Below are 18,236 nucleotides of genomic sequence, written 5' to 3'. Positions count from 1 at the left end.
AACACCGCATGGAAATCCGCCATTTCCGCTACTTCCTCTGCGTCGCCCAGCACGGCCATTTCACCCGTGCCGCAGAACAGCTGGGCATCGCTCCGCCTACCCTCAGCCGGCAGATCCAGGACATGGAACGCGAGCTGGGCGTGCGCCTGTTCGAGCGCAGCCAACGCGAGGTGAACCTCACCGCTGCAGGCCAGGCATTGCTGATCGAAGCCGAACAGGCCGTACGCCAGTTCGATGCCGCACAACTGGGCGCGCAGCGTGCAGGGCGCGGCGAAAGCGGGCGTATCGAAATGGGCTATGTAGCCTCTGCCGCGTATTCGGGCATGCTGCAGCGGCAGGTGACCGGCTTTAGCGAAAGCCACCCGGACGTACGCCTGAACATCCGCGAGCTGCCCATGGCGGAGTTGCCTGGACAGGTGCGCGATGGCCTGCTCGACCTCGCCTACGTGCGCTCGCCGATGGAGCTGCCGGAAGAACTGGAAGCCATCGCCCTGCACCAGGAAGGTTTCGTTCTCGCCCTGCCTGCCAACTCGCGGATCAATGAGTTGCCACAGATCCCCGCATCCCGCCTGGCCAATGAAACCTTTATCCTCCCCGAGCAGATTTCCGGCACGCTCGAAGTCTCGGCACAAGGTGGTTTCGTACCACGGCTCGGCCCGCAACCTGGGAGCCTGGTCGCGGTCATCACCTTGGTTTCGTTGGGCCAGGGCATCGCCGTGGTGCCGGAGTCGGTTGTGCAGCGCATCAGCCTGGCGCAGGTGAATTACCGGCGTATCGCCGATTGCCAGGCCAGCTCATGGCTGAGCCTGATTCATCGGCGTTTCGAAAAGGCACCTGCGGTGATCAGGTACATCGAGATGATGCGCTGATCCCCCGCAGTAAACGTCTCACCCCATCGCCTGTATTGGGGCCGCTTTGCGGCCCATCGCGGCACAAGGCCGCTCCCACAATGTTCGCGCATGCCCTGTAAATAGGGCATAACGCGGTCGGAGTGGGAGCGGCCTTGTGCCGCGATGGGCCGCAGAGCGGCCCCGGCATTCTTAAGTGAACAGGGGTGAGACTTTTGGCTTGGACGATTAAGCCGATCCCCTCACCGACCGCGCCGCCACTGCCTGCGTATGCCCACGCGATGTGACTATCCCCAGGAAGGAAATCACGATCGCCAGGCCCAGTGTCGAGCTCACTTCCACCCGGTGCTCAGGCGTATACATCATCACCGCCAGCGCCGCGGCGATGAAGATGATCACCGCCCAGGTCAGCCATGGGAACAGCCACATGCGGAACTTCAGTTCGGCGTTCTCGCGCTCCAGGCGGCGGCGCATGCGCAGCTGGGAGATGGCGATGACCATGTACACCAGCAGGGCAATGGCGCCCGAGCTGGCCAACAGGAACTCGAACACGCCTTTGGGCGCGAAGTAGTTGAGGATGGCGATGGCCGCGCCAATCAGGGTGCTGCCAAATACCGCCGAGCGCGGCACGCCGACCTTGGAGGTCTTGTTGAGGAAGGCCGGTGCGTCACCGCGCTTGGCCAGCGAATACATCATCCGCGAGGCGATGTAGATCGACGAGTTCATGCAGCTGGTCACGGCCACCAGCACCACCAAGTCGACCATGAAGGCTGCGTTGGGGATGTTCATGATCTCCAGCGCACGCTGGTAAGAGCCCACCACCGCCAATTGCGGATCGTTCCACGGCACCACCGAGATGATCACGAAGATCGACAGGATGTAGAAGGTGCTGATCCGCCAGATCACGGAGCGGGTGGCCTTGGCGATGTTGCGGGACGGGTCGCTGGACTCGGAGGCGGCGATGGTCACGGCCTCGGTACCGATGAAGCTGAACATCACGGTGATGAAGGCACCGATGACGGCAGACCAGCCCTTGGGCGCGAAACCGCCGTGCTCAGCGACCAACGTGCTCAAACCGCTGACTTCTCGGTTTGGCAGCCAACCCATCAAGGCCGCGAAGCCCAGGCCGATGAAGCCGAGGATGGCGGTGACCTTGAGAATCGCGAACCAGAACTCGAACTCACCGTACTTGGCCACGCTGAACAGGTTGGTACCTGCCAACAGCAGCACCGAGGCCAGTGCGAAGATCCAGCTGTCCACCTGCGGGAACCAGGCGTTCAGTACATGCCCCGCCGCCAGTGCCTCGATGGGGATGACCAACACCCAGAACCACCAGTACAACCAGCCAATGGTGTAGCCAGCCCAGCGGCCAATGGCCTGGTCGGCGTAGGTGGAGAAGGACCCGGTATCAGGGTGCGCGACGGCCATTTCGCCGAGCATGCGCATGACCAGCACCACCAGGGTGCCGGCCACGAAGTAAGAAATTAGGGTGGCTGGCCCGGCCGCGGCAATCGCGTGCCCGGAGCCTACGAATAGTCCTGCACCGATGATGCCCGCGATGGACAACATCGTTACATGACGCGGCTTGAAACCTTGTGCAAGGTTGCCATCAGATCCCACGGTGTTCATTGATCTTGTTCTCTTTTTGCTGACACAAGGAAGGACGGGGGGGCAGGCGTAGGCGAACATTATCTCCTAGAGAGTCCATCGGAATGACACATCACTCACGCGCTGTTGTTGGCCTTTTGCACGCATTCAGAGCAACGCACCAGCAGAATTCGAGGTCCATTTAAGCCCCGTAAGGCGTAGGAAAATTACACGAGAACGTCCCGCAGGTGTGCGATCACGACAACGCTTTTCCATTCCCGCCAGATGTCGCGATTGGCATGTCCAAACGCGCCATCGGGCCGTCTGAAGCTATCGTTTTTCATTTGGGTGTGCATCGCCCTGCAACGCTTGCTGCATCGTCAGGGCTCGGATTCTTGCACTGTAGGAGCAGCCTTGTGCTGCGAAGAGGCCGGTGAACACAGCAGAGATTCACTGTGTGTTCACCGGCCTCTTCGCAGCACAAGGCTGCTCCTACAGAGAGGGTGTGTTGGGCGCTTGGGCAGCGCGCTAGAAAGGGCTCAGCGCACCAGGCAAGGGCGCTTGTTGTCGAACTGCCAGCCCGGTATCAGAAACTGCATCGCCACGCTGTCATCCCGCGCCCCGAGGCCCATGTTGCGGTAGCACTCGTGCGCCTTGGCCAGTTGGTCTTCATCGATCTCCACACCCAGCCCTGGGCGCGCCGGCACGCGCACATGGCCGTCGACGATACGCAGCGGCTCACGCGTCAGGCGCTGGCCGTCCTGCCAGATCCAGTGTGTGTCGATGGCGGTGATGTCGCCCGGCGCCGCCGCAGCCACCTGGGTGAACATGGCCAGGGAGATGTCGAAGTGGTTGTTGGAATGCGAGCCCCAGGTCAGCCCCCAGTCATTGCACATCTGCGCCACCCGCACCGAGCCCTGCAAGGTCCAGAAGTGCGGGTCGGCCAGCGGGATGTCCACCGATTGCGACTGGATGGCGTGGCCCATCTGGCGCCAGTCGGTGGCGATCATGTTGGTGGCGGTGGGCAGCCCCGTGGCACGACGGAATTCGGCCATCACCTCGCGGCCCGAGTAGCCGTTTTCGGCACCGCAGGGGTCTTCGGCATAGGCCAGTACGTCGTGCTTGTCACGGCACAGGGCGATGGCCTCTTTAAGCGACCAGGCGCCGTTCGGGTCGAGGGTGATGCGCGCATCGGGGAAGCGTTCGGCCAGGGCGGTCACTGCCTCCATCTCTTCCTCACCGCGCAGTACGCCACCCTTGAGCTTGAAGTCACTGAAGCCATAGCGCTGCCTGGCAGCTTCGGCCAGGCGCACGACCGCGTCCGGGGTCAGGGCCTTCTCGTGGCGCAGGCGGAACCAGTCATCGTCCGCCTCCGCTTCGCTGCGATAAGCCAGGTCGGTCTGCCGGCGGTCGCCGATGTAGAACAGGTAACCGAGCATCTTCACCGCCTCGCGCTGCTGCCCTTCGCCGAGCAGTGCGGCCATGGGCACGTTCAGGTGCTGGCCAAGCAGGTCGAGCAATGCAGATTCGATGGCTGTCACGGCGTGCACGGTGATGCGCAGGTCAAAAGTCTGCAGGCCGCGGCCGCCGGCATCGCGGTTGGCGAAGGCTTGGCGCATGGCGTTGAGCACGCGCTGGTAGTGGCCAATGGGCTGGCCTACGACCAGGCTGCGGGCATCTTCCAAGGTCTGGCGAATGTTCTCGCCACCCGGCACCTCGCCCAGGCCGGTGTTGCCAGCGCTGTCGCGCAGCACTACCACGTTGCGGGTGAAGTACGGGCCATGTGCGCCACTGAGGTTGAGCAGCATGCTGTCGTGGCCGGCCACCGGGATCACGCGCAAATCGGTGACCACGGGGGTGGTGGTGTGAACGGCGGGAGTCGTCTGCATGTTCATGGTTTTATCTCGCAGTCATCAGTGGGTCTGGCCCAGGGCCGAAGGCGCCTTGAGCTCATCGGAAGGAGCGCCCTTTGGGCGAGTGCGTACGAAGAACACGGCGATGGCTGCCAGCACCGAGGTCACCGCCAGGCCATACAAGCCGCCTTGGATCGAGCCGGTCTGCTGCTCGAGCAGGCCGAAGGTGGTGGGGGCCACGAAACCGCCGAGGTTGCCGACCGAGTTGATCAGGGCAATCACTGCCGCCGCGATGCGGGCGTCCAGGTAGCCCTGAGGGATCGGCCAGAACAGCGACGAGGCCGACTTGAAACCGATGGCGGCAAAACAGATGGCGACAAAGGCGAACACCGGCCCACCGGTGGTGGACATGAACATGCCGATGGCGGCGACCACCAGCGCGGCGGCTACCCAGGCCTGCTGGAACTTCCAGCGTGCCGAGCCGGACGCGAAGGCGTACATCGCCAGGATCGAGATCAGCCAGGGGATCGAGTTGAAAAAGCCAACCTGCAGGTCGCTGAGGTCGCCCATGCGCTTGATGATGCTCGGTAGCCAGAAGGTCGCGGCATAAATGGTCAGCTGGATGCAGAAGTAGATCAGGCAGAACAGCACGATCTGGCGGTCTTTGAGCAGGCTCCAGGCCGAGGGCTTGACGCTACCGACAGCCTCCCGCTCACGCTGCTCGCGGTCGATGGTGTGCACCAGCGCATCCTGCTCGGCCTGGCTCAGCCACTTGGCATCCTGCGGCTTGGAGTCGAGCCAGAAGAACACGAAGAAGCACAGCGTTACCGAGGCCATGCCTTCGATGAACAGCATCCACTGCCAGCCATGCAAGCCAAGGCCCTGGATTTGCATCAAGGCCCCGGCCAGCGGGCCGGAGATCAGCGACGCCAGTGCCGAACCGCTGAGAAAAATCGCAATCGCCTTGCCGCGCTCGGCGCCGGGCAGCCAACGGGTGAAGTAGTAGATCACCCCAGGGAAGAACCCGGCCTCGGCGACGCCCAACAAAAACCGCAGCACATAGAACTGGGTTTCGGTCTGGACAAAGGCCATGGCCGTGGCCACCAGCCCCCAGGTGAACATGATGCGGGTCAGCCACAGCCGAGCGCCGACACGCTGCAGGAGCATGTTCGAGGGCACTTCGAACAATGCGTAGCCGATGAAGAACAGCCCGGCGCCAAACCCATAAGCAGCAGCACTGATGCCCAGGTCGCTTTCCAGGTGCGGGCGGACGAAGCCGATGTTGACGCGGTCGAGGTAGTTGACGATGAACATGATGACGAACAGCGGCAGGACGTGGCGCTTGACCTTGGCCACGGCACTGGCCAGAGCGTCGCCATCATTCCCGGCAGACGGAGCGAGGGTGTCGTTCACTTGCGGATCTCCCACTAGTTGTTTTTATGCGGGTTGTCTGACATGACAGTGGGGTGGAGCATAAGCCTCGTGCAGTTGTACGACAAGATCGATAACGTCGACAAAAGTACAAAATACAAGCTTTAAAAATGATGATTTGCTGCGAACGCTCAAAAACAACCGCGCACGAGGCAGGCTTCTCGAACAGAAAAATAGGCGGAAAATATTTTTGTGTTTTAACTTGTCGTACAAGCTATCGATACCACGGAGCACACCATGGACTCAGCACACCCCCGCGTGCGCGGCCACAGCCGCGCCCACGACCTGGTCTCCAGCCTGACGCAGCAGATTTTGCTGGGCACCTTCAAGCCAGGCGACAAGTTGCCCTCGGAAAACACCCTGGTGCGTGAGCATGGGGTCAGCCGCACCGTGGTGCGCGAAGCCTTGTCGAAGCTGCAGGCCTCAGGGCTGGTAGAGCCCCGCCACGGGATCGGTACCTTCGTGATAGAGCGCCAGCCCCAGGCGGGGCTGCGCGTTGGCGCCGAAAACGCCGCCAGCGTGCGCGACCTGCTGGAACTGCGCATCGGCCTGGAAGGCCAGGCCGCCGCCCTCGCCGCAGTGCGCCGCGACGACGGGCACGTGGCACGCATGCGCCAGGCGCTGGACGACTATCAAGACTTGGCGGCCGCTGGCGACAGCTGCATAGAGGCCGACCGGCGCTTTCACCTGCTGATCGCCGAGGCCACCGGCAACCTGTACTTCAGCGAAATGATGGCCCAGCTCGGCAGCGGCCTGATCCCCCGCAACCGCATGGCCCTGGCCGAACGCACCGGCGCCAAGCTGGCCAGGCATGCGTACCTGGCCAACCTGGAGCATGAGGCGATACTCAATGCCATCCGCCGCCAGGACCCGGATGCGGCACGGGCGGCGATGTGCCTGCACCTGTCCAATAGCCGCGACAGATTACTGCCTGAGTGAGCCTGTAACGGCGATTACCAGGTCAGGCAGATCTTGCCGAAATGCCGGTTGCTCTCCTGGTAGCGGAACGCGTCGACGATCTGCTCCAGTTCGAAGTGCTTGTCCACCACCGGCCGCAGGCCATTGGCATCGATCGCCCGCACCATCGCCTGCTGCTGTGCACGGCTGCCGACCAGCACGCCCTGCAGGCGGATTTGCCGCACCAGTGCCTGAACCAACGGCAACTGCCCCGCTACCCCGGTGAGAATGCCGATCAACGACACATGCCCGCCGATGCGCGTGGCAATCATCGACTGCTCCAGGGTCGCCGGCCCGCCCACTTCGATCACATGGTCGACCCCGCGATTGTGGGTCAGCTCACGCACCTTCTCACCCCAGGCCGGGGTGCTTTTGTAGTTGATCAGGTGGTCGGCGCCAAGGGCCTTGAGGCGCTCGAGTTTGGCATCGCTGGACGAGGTCGCGATCACCGTGGCACCCGCCAGCTTGGCAAACTGCAAGGCGAAGATCGACACCCCGCCCGTGCCCTGCACCAGCACGGTATCGCCGGGCTTGAGGTGGTCATCGCTCATCAAGGCACGCCAGGCCGTCAGCCCTGCGGTGGTCAGCGTGGCTGCCTCGGCGTGGCTGTAACCCTTGGGCGCCAGGGTGAAGGCCGTGGCGCGGGCAGTGACCTGTTCACGGGCGTAGCCGTCGAGGCCATCGCCGGGCACCCGGGCAAACCCTTCGACATTGGCCTGGCCGTCGAGCCAGTCTGGGAAGAAAGTGCTGACGACGTTGTCGCCGACTTGGAACTCACTGACACCCGGCCCCACTGCCGTGACTTCGCCGGCACCGTCGGCCATGGGGATACGCCGCTCGCTCGGTCCCCACATGCCGCTGACCACGGCGAAGTCGTGGTAGTTGAGGGAACTGGCGTGCAGACGCACAGTGATTTCGCCGGCCTGTGGCGCAGGCGCCTCGCAGGTGCCGACCTGGACTTTGTCGTAGCCGCCGCCAGGTTGGACGTAGATGGCCTTGCTGCTCATGGCTGGGTCTCCATTCAGGGAAAAACTGCGGTTCAGCATAGCCACTGCAGGCTGCCTCCTCCCGTGTGGGAGCGGGTTTACCCGCGAAGAGGCCCGCACGGCCAACAAAAAATCAGCCAAGCATCGCGCGCAACGCTCGGCAATCCGCCGCATGCCAATCCACCAGATGCGGCCACGGGTTATCCGGCAAGTTGACCAATACGGTACGCGCCCCGGCCGCACGCCCACAATCCAGGTCAAAGCGATAGTCACCCACCATCACCAGTTCGCTGGGCGCCACACCCCACGCCTCTGCAATCTTCAGCAGGCCATCCGGGCTAGGCTTGGGTTCGGCCTCATCACGGCCAAGCACATGCTCCACCGGGAAGCAGTCGGCCAGGCCGATGGCCTCCAGGGTGACATGCGCCAACTCCCGGGCATTGCGGGTCAGGATCGCCAGCCGGCAGCCACGCCCGGCCAGTTCGCGCACCAGCTCCACCGCCCCCGTCGCGGCCGTCGACGCCAGCGCCAGGTCGCGCTCATGCTCCAGCAGCCAGGCGTGCTTGGCCGCCGCTTGCGCCGCCGGCAAGGCCGCCAGGTGGGTCAGGATGTCGTCTTCAGGCGGTATCTCCAGCGCTTCGCGAATCGCCGCAAAGTCATGCACCGCCACGGTCAGGGTGCCGTCCATGTCGAACACCCAGTTGCGTACCTCGCCCAGGCTCATGCCCAGTCCTTGCGATGGCGAATCAGGCCTTCCTGGCTCGACGACGCCACCAGTTGCCCGGCCTGGTTGAAAATGCTGCCACGGCAGAAGCCACGGGCATTGCCGGCCCACGGGCTGTCGGTGGCGTACAGCAACCACTCGTCGGCGCGCAGGTTGCCGTGGAACCACAGCGAATGATCGAGGCTGGCGATCTGCATGTCGCGCTGCCACACCGATTTGCCATGGGGCAGCAAGGCGGTGGTCAGCAGGCCGAAGTCCGAGGCGTAAGCCAGCAGGTACTTGTGCAGCGCAGGCACGTCCGGCAGGTTGCCGTCGGCACGGAACCAGGCGTACTTCACCGGGTCGCCGGGCTTGGGGTTGAACGGGTCACGCTCGGTCACCGGGCGGATCTCGATCGGCTTGGCGCACAGCACTTTGTCGCGGATGCGCTCTGGCAGGTGCTCGGCCATGGCACTGGCCAGTTCGACTTCGCTGGGCAGGTTTTCCGGGCCGACCACATCGGGCATCTGCGCCTGGTGCTCGAAGCCCTCTTCGTCGTACTGGAACGACGCGCTGCAGGTGAAGATGGTGTGGCCCTTCTGGATTGCCGTCACCCGCCGGGTGCTGAAGCTGCCGCCGTCACGCACGCGGTCCACCGAATAGACCACCGGCAAACTGGCGTCGCCAGGGCGCAGAAAGTAACCGTGCAGCGAATGCACATGGCGCGCATCTTCGACCGTCTGGCTCGCCGCCGACAATGACTGGCCCAGCACTTGCCCGCCGTACAACTGGCGGAAGCCCAGGTCCTGGCTGCGTCCACGGAACAGGTTCTCCTCGATGGACTCGAGGCTCAACAGGTCGACCAGGTCGTCCAACACATGACTCATCGGGGGTTCTCCTAGCAAGGCAACACGGCTCTACAGCGCTTTCATGAAGGCGAATGATACAGGGTTTGTCATTCGCACCGCGCATGCCCATCCATTCAGCCGCGCAGGGTCTGCTCCCAGTGTGCGCGGTCGATGCGGTACAGCACATGCGGGCGCAACGGGTGGCCGGCAGGCAGGCGCGGGTGTTCGAAACTGCCGCTCGGGTCCTGCTGCATGCCGATGGCCTGCATCACTTTCTGCGAGGGCAAGTTGCTCTCACTAGTGAACGACACCACCTCGTCCAGGCGCAATTGGGCGAAGGCACAACGCAGGCAGGTCCAGGCCGCTTCACTGGCAAACCCCAAGCCCCAGTGGCGACGCGCCAGGCGCCAGCCGATTTCTACCGCGGGCGCAAAATCGGCATCGAAGCTGACGTTCAGCAGCCCGGTCATGCCGATGAAGGCGCCGCTGTCTTTGCGCTCCAGCGCCCACAGGCCAAAGCCATGCTCATTGAAATGGCCACGGATTCGACCAATCAGCGCGGCCGCCTCCAGGCGCGTCAGGGGCGCCGGAAAATACTGCATCACGTGCGGGTCGGCGCACAGCGCGGCGAACTCGCGCAGGTCGTCGTCGTGCCATTGCCGCAGCACCAGCCGTGCGCTTTCCAGGTGAAGAATTGGGGTCATCGGGTGTGCTCCGGTTTTGCTGTCTTGCAGTTTACAGCGTAGGCGCGGGCGACGGTTTCACTCAAGCGGCGGCGCCTGAATGCAATTTTCACAACGCCTTCACCGCCACCCGACAGGCCGCTCACCAGAATGTCGCCAGCCACGACCACACCCGGCGCGGCCATGCCATCGGAGTCACGCATGCTATCGAGCAATACCCTGGGCCACCCTGCCATCCACGCCCGGCGCAAGCGACGTTTGTCACGCAAGGCCCTCGGTGCCGCTCTGGGCCTGTGCATGGTCGTGGCGGCGTTGACCACCTGGCTGGCAACGAGGACGCACATCGTGGACCTTGGCAACGAGCAACAGTTGAGTGACAGCGGCCTGCTGCAGGATTGGGCCGAAGGCGCAGTGATCGTGATGATCCGCCATGCCGAACGCTGCGACAGCGCTCCCGGGCCCTGCCTGGACGACCCCACCGGCATCACCGTGGCCGGCACCCAGGCGGCCACCCGCGTCGGCCAGGGTTTGCACACGCTGGGTTTAAGCAATGCCGATGTGCTGAGCAGCCCTAAAGTGCGGACTCGCCAGACCGCGCACTTCATTCTGGGCCAGGCCGTGCCGAGCGCTGCCTGGCTGGAGAGCTGCGACAACCAGTTCGCCGATGAAGCCCTGGCGCGCAAACGCCCTGGTCACAATCTGGTGTTGGTGACCCACAATGGTTGCATCGACCACTTCCAGCGCCAGCAGCGTGTAGTCGGTGGGGAACGGGAAAGCGGCTATGCCAGTGCGCTGTTCGTGTCGGTCGACGGCAACGGCAAGGCGCGGATTCTCGGGCGCTTGAACGAGCCGGATTGGCAGCGGGTACTGGCCAGCACCGGCAAATGACACGCTAATGCCACAAGTCGGTTGCGCGGCGCCCCACAACTGGCAAGATCAGCACTGGCCCCGATTGCGAACCGACCATGCCGTTGCCGCTGATCTACCACGATGACTACAGCCCGGAGTTCCCCGCCGAGCACCGCTTCCCGATGGACAAGTTTCGCTTGCTGCGCGACCACCTGGTCGACAGCGGCCTCACCCGTGACCAGGACCTGTTGCGCCCGCAAATCTGCCCCAACGACATCCTTGCCCTGGCCCACGACCGAAGCTACATCGAACGCTACATGAGCGGCGACCTGTCCCGCGAGGACCAGCGTCGCCTCGGCCTGCCCTGGAGCGAGGCGCTGGCCCGGCGCACCGTGCGCGCCGTGGGCGGTTCGCTGCTGAGCGCCGAGCTGGCCCTGCAGCATGGCATCGCCTGCCACTTGGCCGGCGGCACCCACCACGCCCATTACGACCACCCAGCAGGCTTTTGCATCTTCAACGACCTGGCCGTGATCAGCCGCTACCTGCTGGAAGCCGGGCGGGTGCACCGGGTGCTGATCTTCGACTGCGACGTGCACCAGGGCGACGGCACCGCGCGAATTCTGCACGACACCCCCGATGCAATTACCGTGTCCCTGCACTGTGAACAGAACTTCCCGGCCCGCAAGGCCCAGAGCGACTGGGACATCCCCCTGCCCCGCGGCATGGGCGACGCGGCCTACCTCAAGGTGGTGGAAGACGCCCTCAACTACCTGTTGCCGCTCTACCAGCCAGACCTGGTGCTGTACGACGCCGGCGTCGATGTGCACAAGGACGATGCCTTGGGCTACCTGCAGTTGACCGATGAGGGCCTGGCGGCACGCGACGAGTTGGTGATGCGCCAGTGCCTGGGCCGCGACATCCCGGTGGTGGGCGTGATCGGTGGCGGCTACAGCAAGGACCGCGTGGCCCTGGCACGGCGCCACGGCATCCTGCACCACAGTGCGGCGCGGGTCATGGGTTGTTCACAATGACTGTGGAACCGCCTGTGGATAAGCTGCTGGAAAGCGGCTGCAGCCCTTTAGCTACGCCACCTGCAGAGCATTGATCATTTTTTGATCAGTGCTTCCGCCTACCGGCCTGCGCTAGAATGCGCGTTCTTTTCCACAGCCTGCCGCCCCCATGCCCGATCTTCACCACTGCACCCCTCCCCTTGTCGCCGTCATCGGTGGCGGCCCCGCCGGCCTGATGGCCGCCGAAGCGCTGGCCCAGGCGGGCTTGGCGGTCGAGGTGTTCGATGCCATGCCCTCGGTCGGCCGCAAGTTCCTGCTGGCAGGTGTCGGCGGCATGAACATCACCCATTCCGAGCCCTACCCGGCCTTTATCGCGCGCTACGCCGAACGCCAGGGCGAGATTGACGCCCTGCTGCGCGGCTTCGATGCCGACGCGCTGCGCCAGTGGATTCACGGCCTGGGCATCGAAACCTTCGTCGGTACCTCGGGCCGGGTCTTCCCGCGCGACATGAAGGCCGCGCCCTTGCTGCGCGCCTGGCTCAAGCGCCTGCGCGACAACGGTGTAGTTATCCACACCCGCCATCGCTGGCTGGGCTGGCATGACGATGGCAGCCTGCGGATCGCTTATCCACAGGGTGAACGCCAGGTACACGCGGCCGCCGTGGTGCTCGCACTGGGTGGGGGTAGCTGGGCGCGTCTGGGTTCGGACGGTGCGTGGCAGCCGCTGCTGGCTGAGCGGGCTGTGGATATCTCGCCCTTGCAGCCGAGCAACTGTGGGTTTGAGGTCGAAGGCTGGAGCACCTTGCTTAAAGACAAGTTTGCCGGCGCACCGCTGAAGAACATTGCCCTGAGCGTGCCCGGCAGCCTGCCGCGTAAAGGTGAGTTCATTCTCACTGCGCAAGGTGTCGAAGGCAGCCTGGTGTATGCCTGGTCGGCGCCGGTGCGTGAGGCCATCACGCGTGACGGCCGGGGTGTGCTGCTGCTCGACCTGCTGCCGGGCAAGGGTGTGGATAACATCGCCCAGGCATTGGCCAAGCCACGCGGCTCGCGCTCCATGGCCAAGCACCTGCACAGCCAGTTGGGCATCGATGGAGTCAAGGCGGCGTTGTTACGGGAGCTGACCGATCAGGCCACGTTCGCAGATCCACAGGCGCTGGCGCGGGCCATCAAGGCGTTGCCGATCACCGTGGTGCGTACCCGGCCGCTGGATGAGGCCATCAGCAGTGCTGGCGGGGTGCGTTTCGAAGGGCTGAGCGAGGGGTTGATGCTCAAGGCATTGCCGGGGGTGTTCTGTGCCGGCGAGATGCTGGACTGGGAGGCGCCGACCGGGGGGTATTTGCTGACGGCGTGTTTTGCCAGCGGGCTGCGCGCCGGGCGGGCGGCGGCGCAATGGGTAGCGGGGCTGCCTGACAGGTAGCTGCCGCCCAACTTTGTGGGAGCGGGCTTGCCCCGCGAATGAGGCCACGCAGTGCATGGCACCGGCTTCGCCGGTGTTCGCGGGGCAAGCCCGCTCCCACACGGCCCCTGCAAAATCAATGAAATCTACGGCCCCCCGGCGATATCAAGGCTTACGCTTACGCGGCCCACCATTAAAGCTCGGCACCTTACGCACTGCTTTCACTGACGGCGCCGGGCTCGCCGCCTCGGCACTGTCCATCCAGCGCCCCAAACCGCGCTTCGCGCTGTTCTCTTTCGGCTTTTTAGGCTTTTTCGGTTTCTTGATCACCTGGCCACTGGCATCGGTCATCGGCACGCGGTGCTCTGGGATAAAGTCCGGCTCTTCATGCCGCGGCAAGGTCTGGCGGATCAATGTCTCGATCGACGCCAGCATCTGCACTTCGTCGGCACACACCAGCGAAATCGCCTCCCCTTTGTTGCCGGCGCGGCCAGTGCGGCCAATGCGGTGCACATAGTCTTCGGCGACGATCGGCAGGTCGAGGTTGACCACCAGCGGCAGGTCGTCGATATCCAGCCCGCGCGCGGCAACATCGGTCGCCACCAACACCTGGATCTCACGGGCCTTGAAGGTATCCAGCGCACGTTGGCGCGTGGCCTGTGGGCGATCGCCATGGATGCCGTCGGCGTTGATACCCTCGCTCAACAAGCGCTCCACCAACTGGTCGACACCGTTGCGGGTCTTGGCAAACACCAGCACCTGGCTCCAGCGCTGCTTGCGCAGCAAATGGCAGAACAGGTCGGCCTTGCGCTTTTTGTCCACAGGCACCAGCCACTGTTTGACCGTGTTGGCGGCGGCATTGCGGGGGCTCACTTCAATGCTAAGCGGGTCGTTCAGGGCCAGGCCGGCGAGGACCCGGATCTGGTCCGAGAAGGTCGCGGAAAACAGCAAGGTCTGGCGCTTGCGCGGCAGCGCGGCGTACACCGACTGCAGCTCTTCGGCAAAGCCCAGGTCGAGCATGCGGTCGGCTTCGTCGAGCACCAGGGTCTGCACCTGGTTGAACTTCACCGCGTTCTGCCGGAACAGGTCGAGCAAGCGGCCCGGGGTGGCCACCAGCAGGTCGACGCCACGGCGCAGGCGCATCATCTGCGGGTTGATGCTCACCCCACCGTACACCGCATAGGTGCTCAGCGGCAGGTTCTCGGCATACTCGCGCACATTGTTGTGCACCTGCTCGGCCAGCTCGCGGGTCGGTACCAGCACCAGCGCGCGGATCGAGTTGCTGGCAACCTTCTCACCTTCCAGCGCCAGGCGCTGCAGCACCGGCAGGGCAAAGCCTGCGGTCTTGCCGGTACCGGTCTGGGCCGCAGCCATCAGGTCGCGGCCGGCCAGCACGGCGGGGATGGCCTGGGCCTGGACCGGGGTCGGGGTGGTGTAGTCCAGCTGCTGCAGGGTACGCAGCAAGGGTTCGATCAGGCCGAGTTTGGCGAAATTCATGGCAATACCGTCAGGGGGTTCAGCGAAGGCGGCAAGTTTACCGCAACACCCCCGCCTACTTGCAGATTTCGCCCTTCAACGGTTGAGCAGGCGCTGGTGCCTTGCGCCACTGAGGCAGGCCGATCAGCACCACTGCGCCAATGATCACCGCCATGGCCACGCATTCTTCGGCGCCGATCTGTTCACCGGCGAAGACGATCCCCAACAGCACCGCCACCGCCGGGTTGACGTAGGCATAGCTGGTCGCAGCTGCCGGGCGCACATGCTTGAGCAGGTACATGTAGGCACTGAACGCCAGGATCGAGCCGAAGAACACCAGGTAGGCCAGCGCGCCCCAACCGGCAGCGGTGGGCATCTGGGTCATGCGCTCGCCCGACAGCACACTGCCCAGCAGCAACACGGCACCGCCCACCAGCATTTCGGCGGCACTGGCCATCGGCCCCTGCGGCAGCGGCAAGCTTTTGCTCCATACCGAACCAAATGCCCACGACGCCGCCGCGAACAGAATCAGCGCCGCGCCAATCGGGCTTGCCTGCAAGTTGGAGCCGAGGTTGAGCAGTGCGATACCGGCCAGCCCGAGGCCGATCCCCGCCCATTCGAGCCGCGAGTTGCGGTGCCCGAACAGCAGGCCGAAGACCAGGGTGAACAGCGGCACCGTCGCTACCGCCAAGGCCGCCACGCCGGACGCCACACCGGCGTGTTCGGCCACGGTCACGCCGCCGTTACCGCAGCTGAGCAACAGAAAGCCGATCGCCCCTGCGGCCCGCCATTGCGGCCAGGTCGGCGCCGGCACACCGCGCCAGCGCAGAAAGCCATACAACAGGCCCCCGGCGATCAGAAAGCGCACGCCTGCCATGAGCATCGGTGGCCACGATTCGACGCCGATGCGAATGAACAGGTAGGTGGACCCCCAGACCAGGTACAGGGCCATGAAGGCACCGATGAGCAGGAGTGGGAAGCGGCGGGAGGCAGGCATGGCTAAGTACTCGAAATCCGTTTACGGGTGACTTAGTTTAGAAAGGTCACTGCGTAAACTTAAGTTACAAAACCGGAATAAATGAGCGACACACTTGGTGGGGGTGCGTTGGGGTTGTGTGTTGGCCCGGGTGGTTGGTTTGAGATTTTTGGGGCGTTTGAGATCGAGCGCCGCCCGCGCGGCGCATCGCAGCACAAGGCTGCTCCCACATCTGTTTCGGGCCAGTCAGGCCTGTGGTATCTGCGCGCGACCGCCTTGTTTGCCCGACTCGATATCGCGCCATGCCCCGAGGGCCCGCGCGCCAATGCCCCAGGAATAACTCGCCCGAAACAGATGTGGGAGCAGCCTTGTGCTGCGAAGCGCCGCGCGGGCGGCGCTCGATCTCCCAGGCGCTAAAAACCTAACGCCATGCCCCTCTTCGCCCTGACGCCATCAACAAACATCTCGCGCGCCCCAACCCCGCGCTCAATGCCGCAACAACAACCGCCCCTCAATAGGCACATAACGGCTAGCCGCACGTATCAATGACATCGCCGTAAGCCCAGGCACGCCATACACCACCGCTTCGGCACCATGGCGCTGGATAACCCGCTCCAGCAACAAATCGAAGTCGCCATCACCGGAGGCCAACACCACCTGGTCCACGCGGCTGGCGGCGTCGATCACATCCAGGGTGATGCCCACATCCCAGTCACCTTTGGCCGAGCCGTCGCTGCGCTGGATGTACGGTTTAAGGCGTACCTCGAACCCGAGGTTGCGCAAGATCTGCTGGAATTGCTGTTGCTTGCTGTCACCGCGGTCGATGGCATAGGCCACGGCTTCAACGATCTGCCCTTCACGGCTGACCTCGGCCCACAACGCGGCGTAGTTGAAATGGCAGCCATGCGCCTGGCGCACGGTGTAGTAGAGGTTCTGCACGTCGGCGAACAACGCGATCTTTTTCACGGGAACCTCATGGTCTGATGGAACCGGGGCTGCCGTGCAGCCCCAAATGCCAGCAGTATGCCAGACCCGTCAGACGTAGGAGTCGTCGTCGGAGAAGAACCCGCCGTCACCACCGCCGTAATCGGTATCGGCGTAACCACCCTGGTCATTGCCCCAACCGCCGTTGTCGGCCACCTGCTGCTGCCCGCCCTGGTCGTTCCAGCCGCCGCTGTCGCTGGCCGGTGTCGGCTCTTCCTTGATCACTTCCACCACTTCCTCTGGCTGCGAGTTGTGGTTGAACAGGCTGCTGATCCCTTGGGCCAGCAACACCCCGCCGGCCACGCCGGCAGCGGTCTGCATCGCACCGCCGAGGAAGCTGCTGGCGCCCCCTCGCGCTGGCGCTGCGCCGAAGCCAGCTTGCTGCTGTTGCTGCGGTTGCTGCGGGCTAAAGCCCGGCGCCGACGGTTCACGCCAGCCACCCCCGCCAGCAACGGGCGCCGAGGGGCGCTGCGGTTGCACGGCCGGTGGCGTGTTACGCCCACCCGAACCAAAGATGCTCGACAGAAAACCACCGCCACCGTTGCTGGTGGGGCTGCTGTTACCGGCGCGGCTGGCTTCGACCTGTGCGCGAGCTTGCTGAAGCTCCGCCTCCAGTTGCTTGTTCTGCTCGTCAAGGCGCTTGATCGCGGCTTCTTGAACGAGGATCGCCTGGGCCATGTAGTAAGGCGCTGCCGGCTGCTGGCGCACATGCGCCTCGATGCACGCCTGGGCCTGCGCGTCACGCGGCTGGCTCGGGTCTTCCGCCTGCTTGATGCGGCCGAACAAGCTATCGATAAGGGTTTGTTCTTCAGTGTTCATGAAGCTACCTCATGGGGAAGCGGGACAACGGACAGCGTCAAAGATGGGGCGTTCAGGCACTGGATTCAATCACCTCGGCGGTGAAACTTTTTTCAGCAAGTGACAGCTACACGCCTGCTTTGGGCTAAAGTACACCCCTGCTTTTACTGCCATGCGATGTTGACCGATGAATCCGCTGAGCGTTCTGCGCGACTCCCTGTACTTCTTCCGCCGCCACCTGCCGAACATCCTCCCGCTGTGCCTGCCGCTGGTGGTGCTCGAAGCCTTGCTCACCCAGCTGCTGTACCGACAAATGGGCGACCAGGCGTCGCCGGCCTACGGCATGCTGGTCAGCTTGCTGTTGTACCCGCTGTACAGCGCGGCGCTGATCCTTTACCTCGACACCCGCAGCAATGGCCAGGAGATCGCCAAGCGCGACCTGTTTGCCCGGGCCGTGCAACTGTGGCCGCAGCTGGCCCTGCTGATTCTCATCAGCTCCCTGCTGATCATGGCGGGCCTGGCGTTGTTCATCTTCCCGGGCGTGTGGATCATGATCAACCTGGTGTTCGCCGAGTACCTGCTGGTACTGCGGGGCCTGCCGGTGGTGCAGTCGATGCGCGAAAGTGCGCGGATGACCACCGGCAACTTCCTGCGCATCATGATTTGCGTGCTGGCGGTGCTGGCGCCGATCTGGCTGATCGACGGGCTGCTGCTGATGGCCTTCCCAGAGCCGTCCCCCGGCATGGAACTGGCCATGGACAGCCTCAGCGGCTTCTTGCAGCTGTTCAGCACCGTGGTGCTGTACCGCCTGTTCACGCTGCTGGAGGCTAATGCCGGCGCCTGATGCCAGG

18 protein-coding genes are annotated in these 18,236 nt (G+C 64.1%); 6 read left to right on the top strand and 12 right to left on the bottom strand.

Features of this window, described 5'->3' with window-relative positions:
• The first annotated feature begins 8 nt into the window (after positions 1-8).
• Entirely contained in the window at positions 9-869 is an 861-nt protein-coding gene (locus GIB19_RS02205) for a LysR family transcriptional regulator (RefSeq protein WP_099430511.1), read from the top strand.
• A 207-nt stretch (positions 870-1,076) separates the two neighbouring features.
• On the opposite strand, the gene gabP is transcribed toward GIB19_RS02205, so the two are convergent.
• The 3 genes from gabP to GIB19_RS02190 all read right to left on the bottom strand — a co-directional run bounded on the left by gabP (position 1,077) and on the right by GIB19_RS02190 (position 5,701).
• Positions 1,077-2,477: a GABA permease gene (gene gabP / locus GIB19_RS02200; RefSeq protein ID WP_027595068.1), complete on the bottom strand. Its 1,401-nt coding sequence runs from the start codon at positions 2,475-2,477 to the stop codon at positions 1,077-1,079.
• Between the two features lie 497 nt (positions 2,478-2,974).
• Positions 2,975-4,330 (bottom strand): glucarate dehydratase, encoded by a 1,356-nt coding sequence (gene gudD, locus GIB19_RS02195; protein WP_274883219.1) that lies wholly within the window; start codon positions 4,328-4,330, stop codon positions 2,975-2,977.
• An 18-nt stretch (positions 4,331-4,348) separates the two neighbouring features.
• Complete coding sequence (locus GIB19_RS02190; protein WP_274883218.1) at positions 4,349-5,701, bottom strand: MFS transporter; 1,353 nt, start codon at positions 5,699-5,701, stop codon at positions 4,349-4,351.
• A 255-nt stretch (positions 5,702-5,956) separates the two neighbouring features.
• On the opposite strand from GIB19_RS02190, the gene GIB19_RS02185 reads away from it, so the two are divergent.
• Entirely contained in the window at positions 5,957-6,658 is a 702-nt protein-coding gene (locus tag GIB19_RS02185) for a FadR/GntR family transcriptional regulator (RefSeq protein WP_027595071.1), read from the top strand.
• A gap of 14 nt (positions 6,659-6,672) precedes the next feature.
• Here the strand turns inward: GIB19_RS02185 and GIB19_RS02180 are convergent, their stop codons facing one another.
• From GIB19_RS02180 to GIB19_RS02160, 5 genes are all read right to left on the bottom strand, one after another.
• A complete protein-coding gene (locus GIB19_RS02180) occupies positions 6,673-7,683 on the bottom strand; it encodes a zinc-dependent alcohol dehydrogenase family protein (protein ID WP_238216621.1) in 1,011 nt (336 codons plus the stop codon).
• Between the two features lie 112 nt (positions 7,684-7,795).
• A complete protein-coding gene (locus GIB19_RS02175; protein ID WP_027595073.1) occupies positions 7,796-8,386 on the bottom strand; it encodes an HAD family hydrolase in 591 nt (196 codons plus the stop codon).
• Entirely contained in the window at positions 8,383-9,252 is an 870-nt protein-coding gene (gene tesB / locus GIB19_RS02170) for an acyl-CoA thioesterase II (protein WP_027595074.1), read from the bottom strand. The genes GIB19_RS02175 and tesB overlap by 4 nt, the downstream gene beginning before the upstream one ends.
• Before the next feature lie 95 nt (positions 9,253-9,347).
• Positions 9,348-9,917, bottom strand: a complete 570-nt coding sequence (locus GIB19_RS02165; protein ID WP_085272361.1) for a GNAT family N-acetyltransferase — start codon at positions 9,915-9,917, stop codon at positions 9,348-9,350.
• Positions 9,914-10,099 (bottom strand): hypothetical protein, encoded by a 186-nt coding sequence (locus GIB19_RS02160; protein WP_027595076.1) that lies wholly within the window; start codon positions 10,097-10,099, stop codon positions 9,914-9,916. Before GIB19_RS02160 ends, GIB19_RS02165 begins: the two co-directional genes overlap by 4 nt.
• Here GIB19_RS02160 and pmrG point away from each other — a divergent pair.
• From pmrG to GIB19_RS02145, 3 genes are all read left to right on the top strand, one after another.
• Positions 10,098-10,784, top strand: coding sequence for a lipopolysaccharide core heptose(II)-phosphate phosphatase PmrG (gene pmrG / locus GIB19_RS02155; RefSeq protein ID WP_027595077.1), 687 nt, complete (start codon positions 10,098-10,100; stop codon positions 10,782-10,784). The two genes, GIB19_RS02160 and pmrG, sit on opposite strands and share 2 nt — an antisense overlap.
• Positions 10,785-10,861: 77 nt before the next feature.
• Positions 10,862-11,776, top strand: a complete 915-nt coding sequence (locus tag GIB19_RS02150; RefSeq protein WP_186682994.1) for a histone deacetylase family protein — start codon at positions 10,862-10,864, stop codon at positions 11,774-11,776.
• A 148-nt stretch (positions 11,777-11,924) separates the two neighbouring features.
• On the top strand, positions 11,925-13,172 hold the full coding sequence (locus tag GIB19_RS02145; RefSeq protein ID WP_274883209.1) for a TIGR03862 family flavoprotein: 1,248 nt from the start codon (positions 11,925-11,927) through the stop codon (positions 13,170-13,172).
• 144 nt (positions 13,173-13,316) lie between these two features.
• Here the strand turns inward: GIB19_RS02145 and GIB19_RS02140 are convergent, their stop codons facing one another.
• From GIB19_RS02140 to GIB19_RS02125, 4 genes are all read right to left on the bottom strand, one after another.
• Entirely contained in the window at positions 13,317-14,648 is a 1,332-nt protein-coding gene (locus GIB19_RS02140; protein ID WP_085272358.1) for a DEAD/DEAH box helicase, read from the bottom strand.
• A gap of 55 nt (positions 14,649-14,703) precedes the next feature.
• The gene (yedA, locus tag GIB19_RS02135; RefSeq protein WP_085272357.1) at positions 14,704-15,624 is read right to left on the bottom strand and encodes a drug/metabolite exporter YedA; all 921 of its coding nucleotides are present in this window, start codon (positions 15,622-15,624) and stop codon (positions 14,704-14,706) included.
• A gap of 465 nt (positions 15,625-16,089) precedes the next feature.
• Positions 16,090-16,569 (bottom strand): LabA-like NYN domain-containing protein, encoded by a 480-nt coding sequence (locus GIB19_RS02130; protein ID WP_027595082.1) that lies wholly within the window; start codon positions 16,567-16,569, stop codon positions 16,090-16,092.
• A gap of 69 nt (positions 16,570-16,638) precedes the next feature.
• Positions 16,639-17,406, bottom strand: coding sequence for a DUF2076 domain-containing protein (locus GIB19_RS02125; protein ID WP_027595083.1), 768 nt, complete (start codon positions 17,404-17,406; stop codon positions 16,639-16,641).
• Between the two features lie 166 nt (positions 17,407-17,572).
• On the opposite strand from GIB19_RS02125, the gene GIB19_RS02120 reads away from it, so the two are divergent.
• On the top strand, positions 17,573-18,229 hold the full coding sequence (locus GIB19_RS02120) for a YciC family protein (protein ID WP_274883201.1): 657 nt from the start codon (positions 17,573-17,575) through the stop codon (positions 18,227-18,229).
• Positions 18,230-18,236 lie beyond the last annotated feature (7 nt).

It is taken from the genome of Pseudomonas sp. ITEM 17296 (assembly GCF_028895205.1).
In the GTDB taxonomy this organism is placed as follows: Bacteria; Pseudomonadota; Gammaproteobacteria; order Pseudomonadales; family Pseudomonadaceae; genus Aquipseudomonas; species Aquipseudomonas kermanshahensis.
This window is presented reverse-complemented; position numbering and strand designations above follow the sequence as displayed.

What these genes read in the sequence shown, in the direction of transcription:
- GIB19_RS02205 (WP_099430511.1), top strand. Translation starts at nt 9, where the DNA reads ATGGAAATCCGCCATTTCCGCTACTTCCTCTGCGTCGCCCAGCACGGC.
- gabP (WP_027595068.1), bottom strand. Translation starts at nt 2,477, where the DNA reads ATGAACACCGTGGGATCTGATGGCAACCTTGCACAAGGTTTCAAGCCG.
- gudD (WP_274883219.1), bottom strand. Translation starts at nt 4,330, where the DNA reads ATGAACATGCAGACGACTCCCGCCGTTCACACCACCACCCCCGTGGTC.
- GIB19_RS02185 (WP_027595071.1), top strand. Translation starts at nt 5,957, where the DNA reads ATGGACTCAGCACACCCCCGCGTGCGCGGCCACAGCCGCGCCCACGAC.
- GIB19_RS02180 (WP_238216621.1), bottom strand. Translation starts at nt 7,683, where the DNA reads ATGAGCAGCAAGGCCATCTACGTCCAACCTGGCGGCGGCTACGACAAA.
- GIB19_RS02175 (WP_027595073.1), bottom strand. Translation starts at nt 8,386, where the DNA reads ATGAGCCTGGGCGAGGTACGCAACTGGGTGTTCGACATGGACGGCACC.
- tesB (WP_027595074.1), bottom strand. Translation starts at nt 9,252, where the DNA reads ATGAGTCATGTGTTGGACGACCTGGTCGACCTGTTGAGCCTCGAGTCC.
- GIB19_RS02165 (WP_085272361.1), bottom strand. Translation starts at nt 9,917, where the DNA reads ATGACCCCAATTCTTCACCTGGAAAGCGCACGGCTGGTGCTGCGGCAA.
- pmrG (WP_027595077.1), top strand. Translation starts at nt 10,098, where the DNA reads ATGCTATCGAGCAATACCCTGGGCCACCCTGCCATCCACGCCCGGCGC.
- GIB19_RS02160 (WP_027595076.1), bottom strand. Translation starts at nt 10,099, where the DNA reads ATGCGTGACTCCGATGGCATGGCCGCGCCGGGTGTGGTCGTGGCTGGC.
- GIB19_RS02150 (WP_186682994.1), top strand. Translation starts at nt 10,862, where the DNA reads ATGCCGTTGCCGCTGATCTACCACGATGACTACAGCCCGGAGTTCCCC.
- GIB19_RS02145 (WP_274883209.1), top strand. Translation starts at nt 11,925, where the DNA reads ATGCCCGATCTTCACCACTGCACCCCTCCCCTTGTCGCCGTCATCGGT.
- GIB19_RS02140 (WP_085272358.1), bottom strand. Translation starts at nt 14,648, where the DNA reads ATGAATTTCGCCAAACTCGGCCTGATCGAACCCTTGCTGCGTACCCTG.
- yedA (WP_085272357.1), bottom strand. Translation starts at nt 15,624, where the DNA reads ATGCCTGCCTCCCGCCGCTTCCCACTCCTGCTCATCGGTGCCTTCATG.
- GIB19_RS02125 (WP_027595083.1), bottom strand. Translation starts at nt 17,406, where the DNA reads ATGAACACTGAAGAACAAACCCTTATCGATAGCTTGTTCGGCCGCATC.
- GIB19_RS02120 (WP_274883201.1), top strand. Translation starts at nt 17,573, where the DNA reads ATGAATCCGCTGAGCGTTCTGCGCGACTCCCTGTACTTCTTCCGCCGC.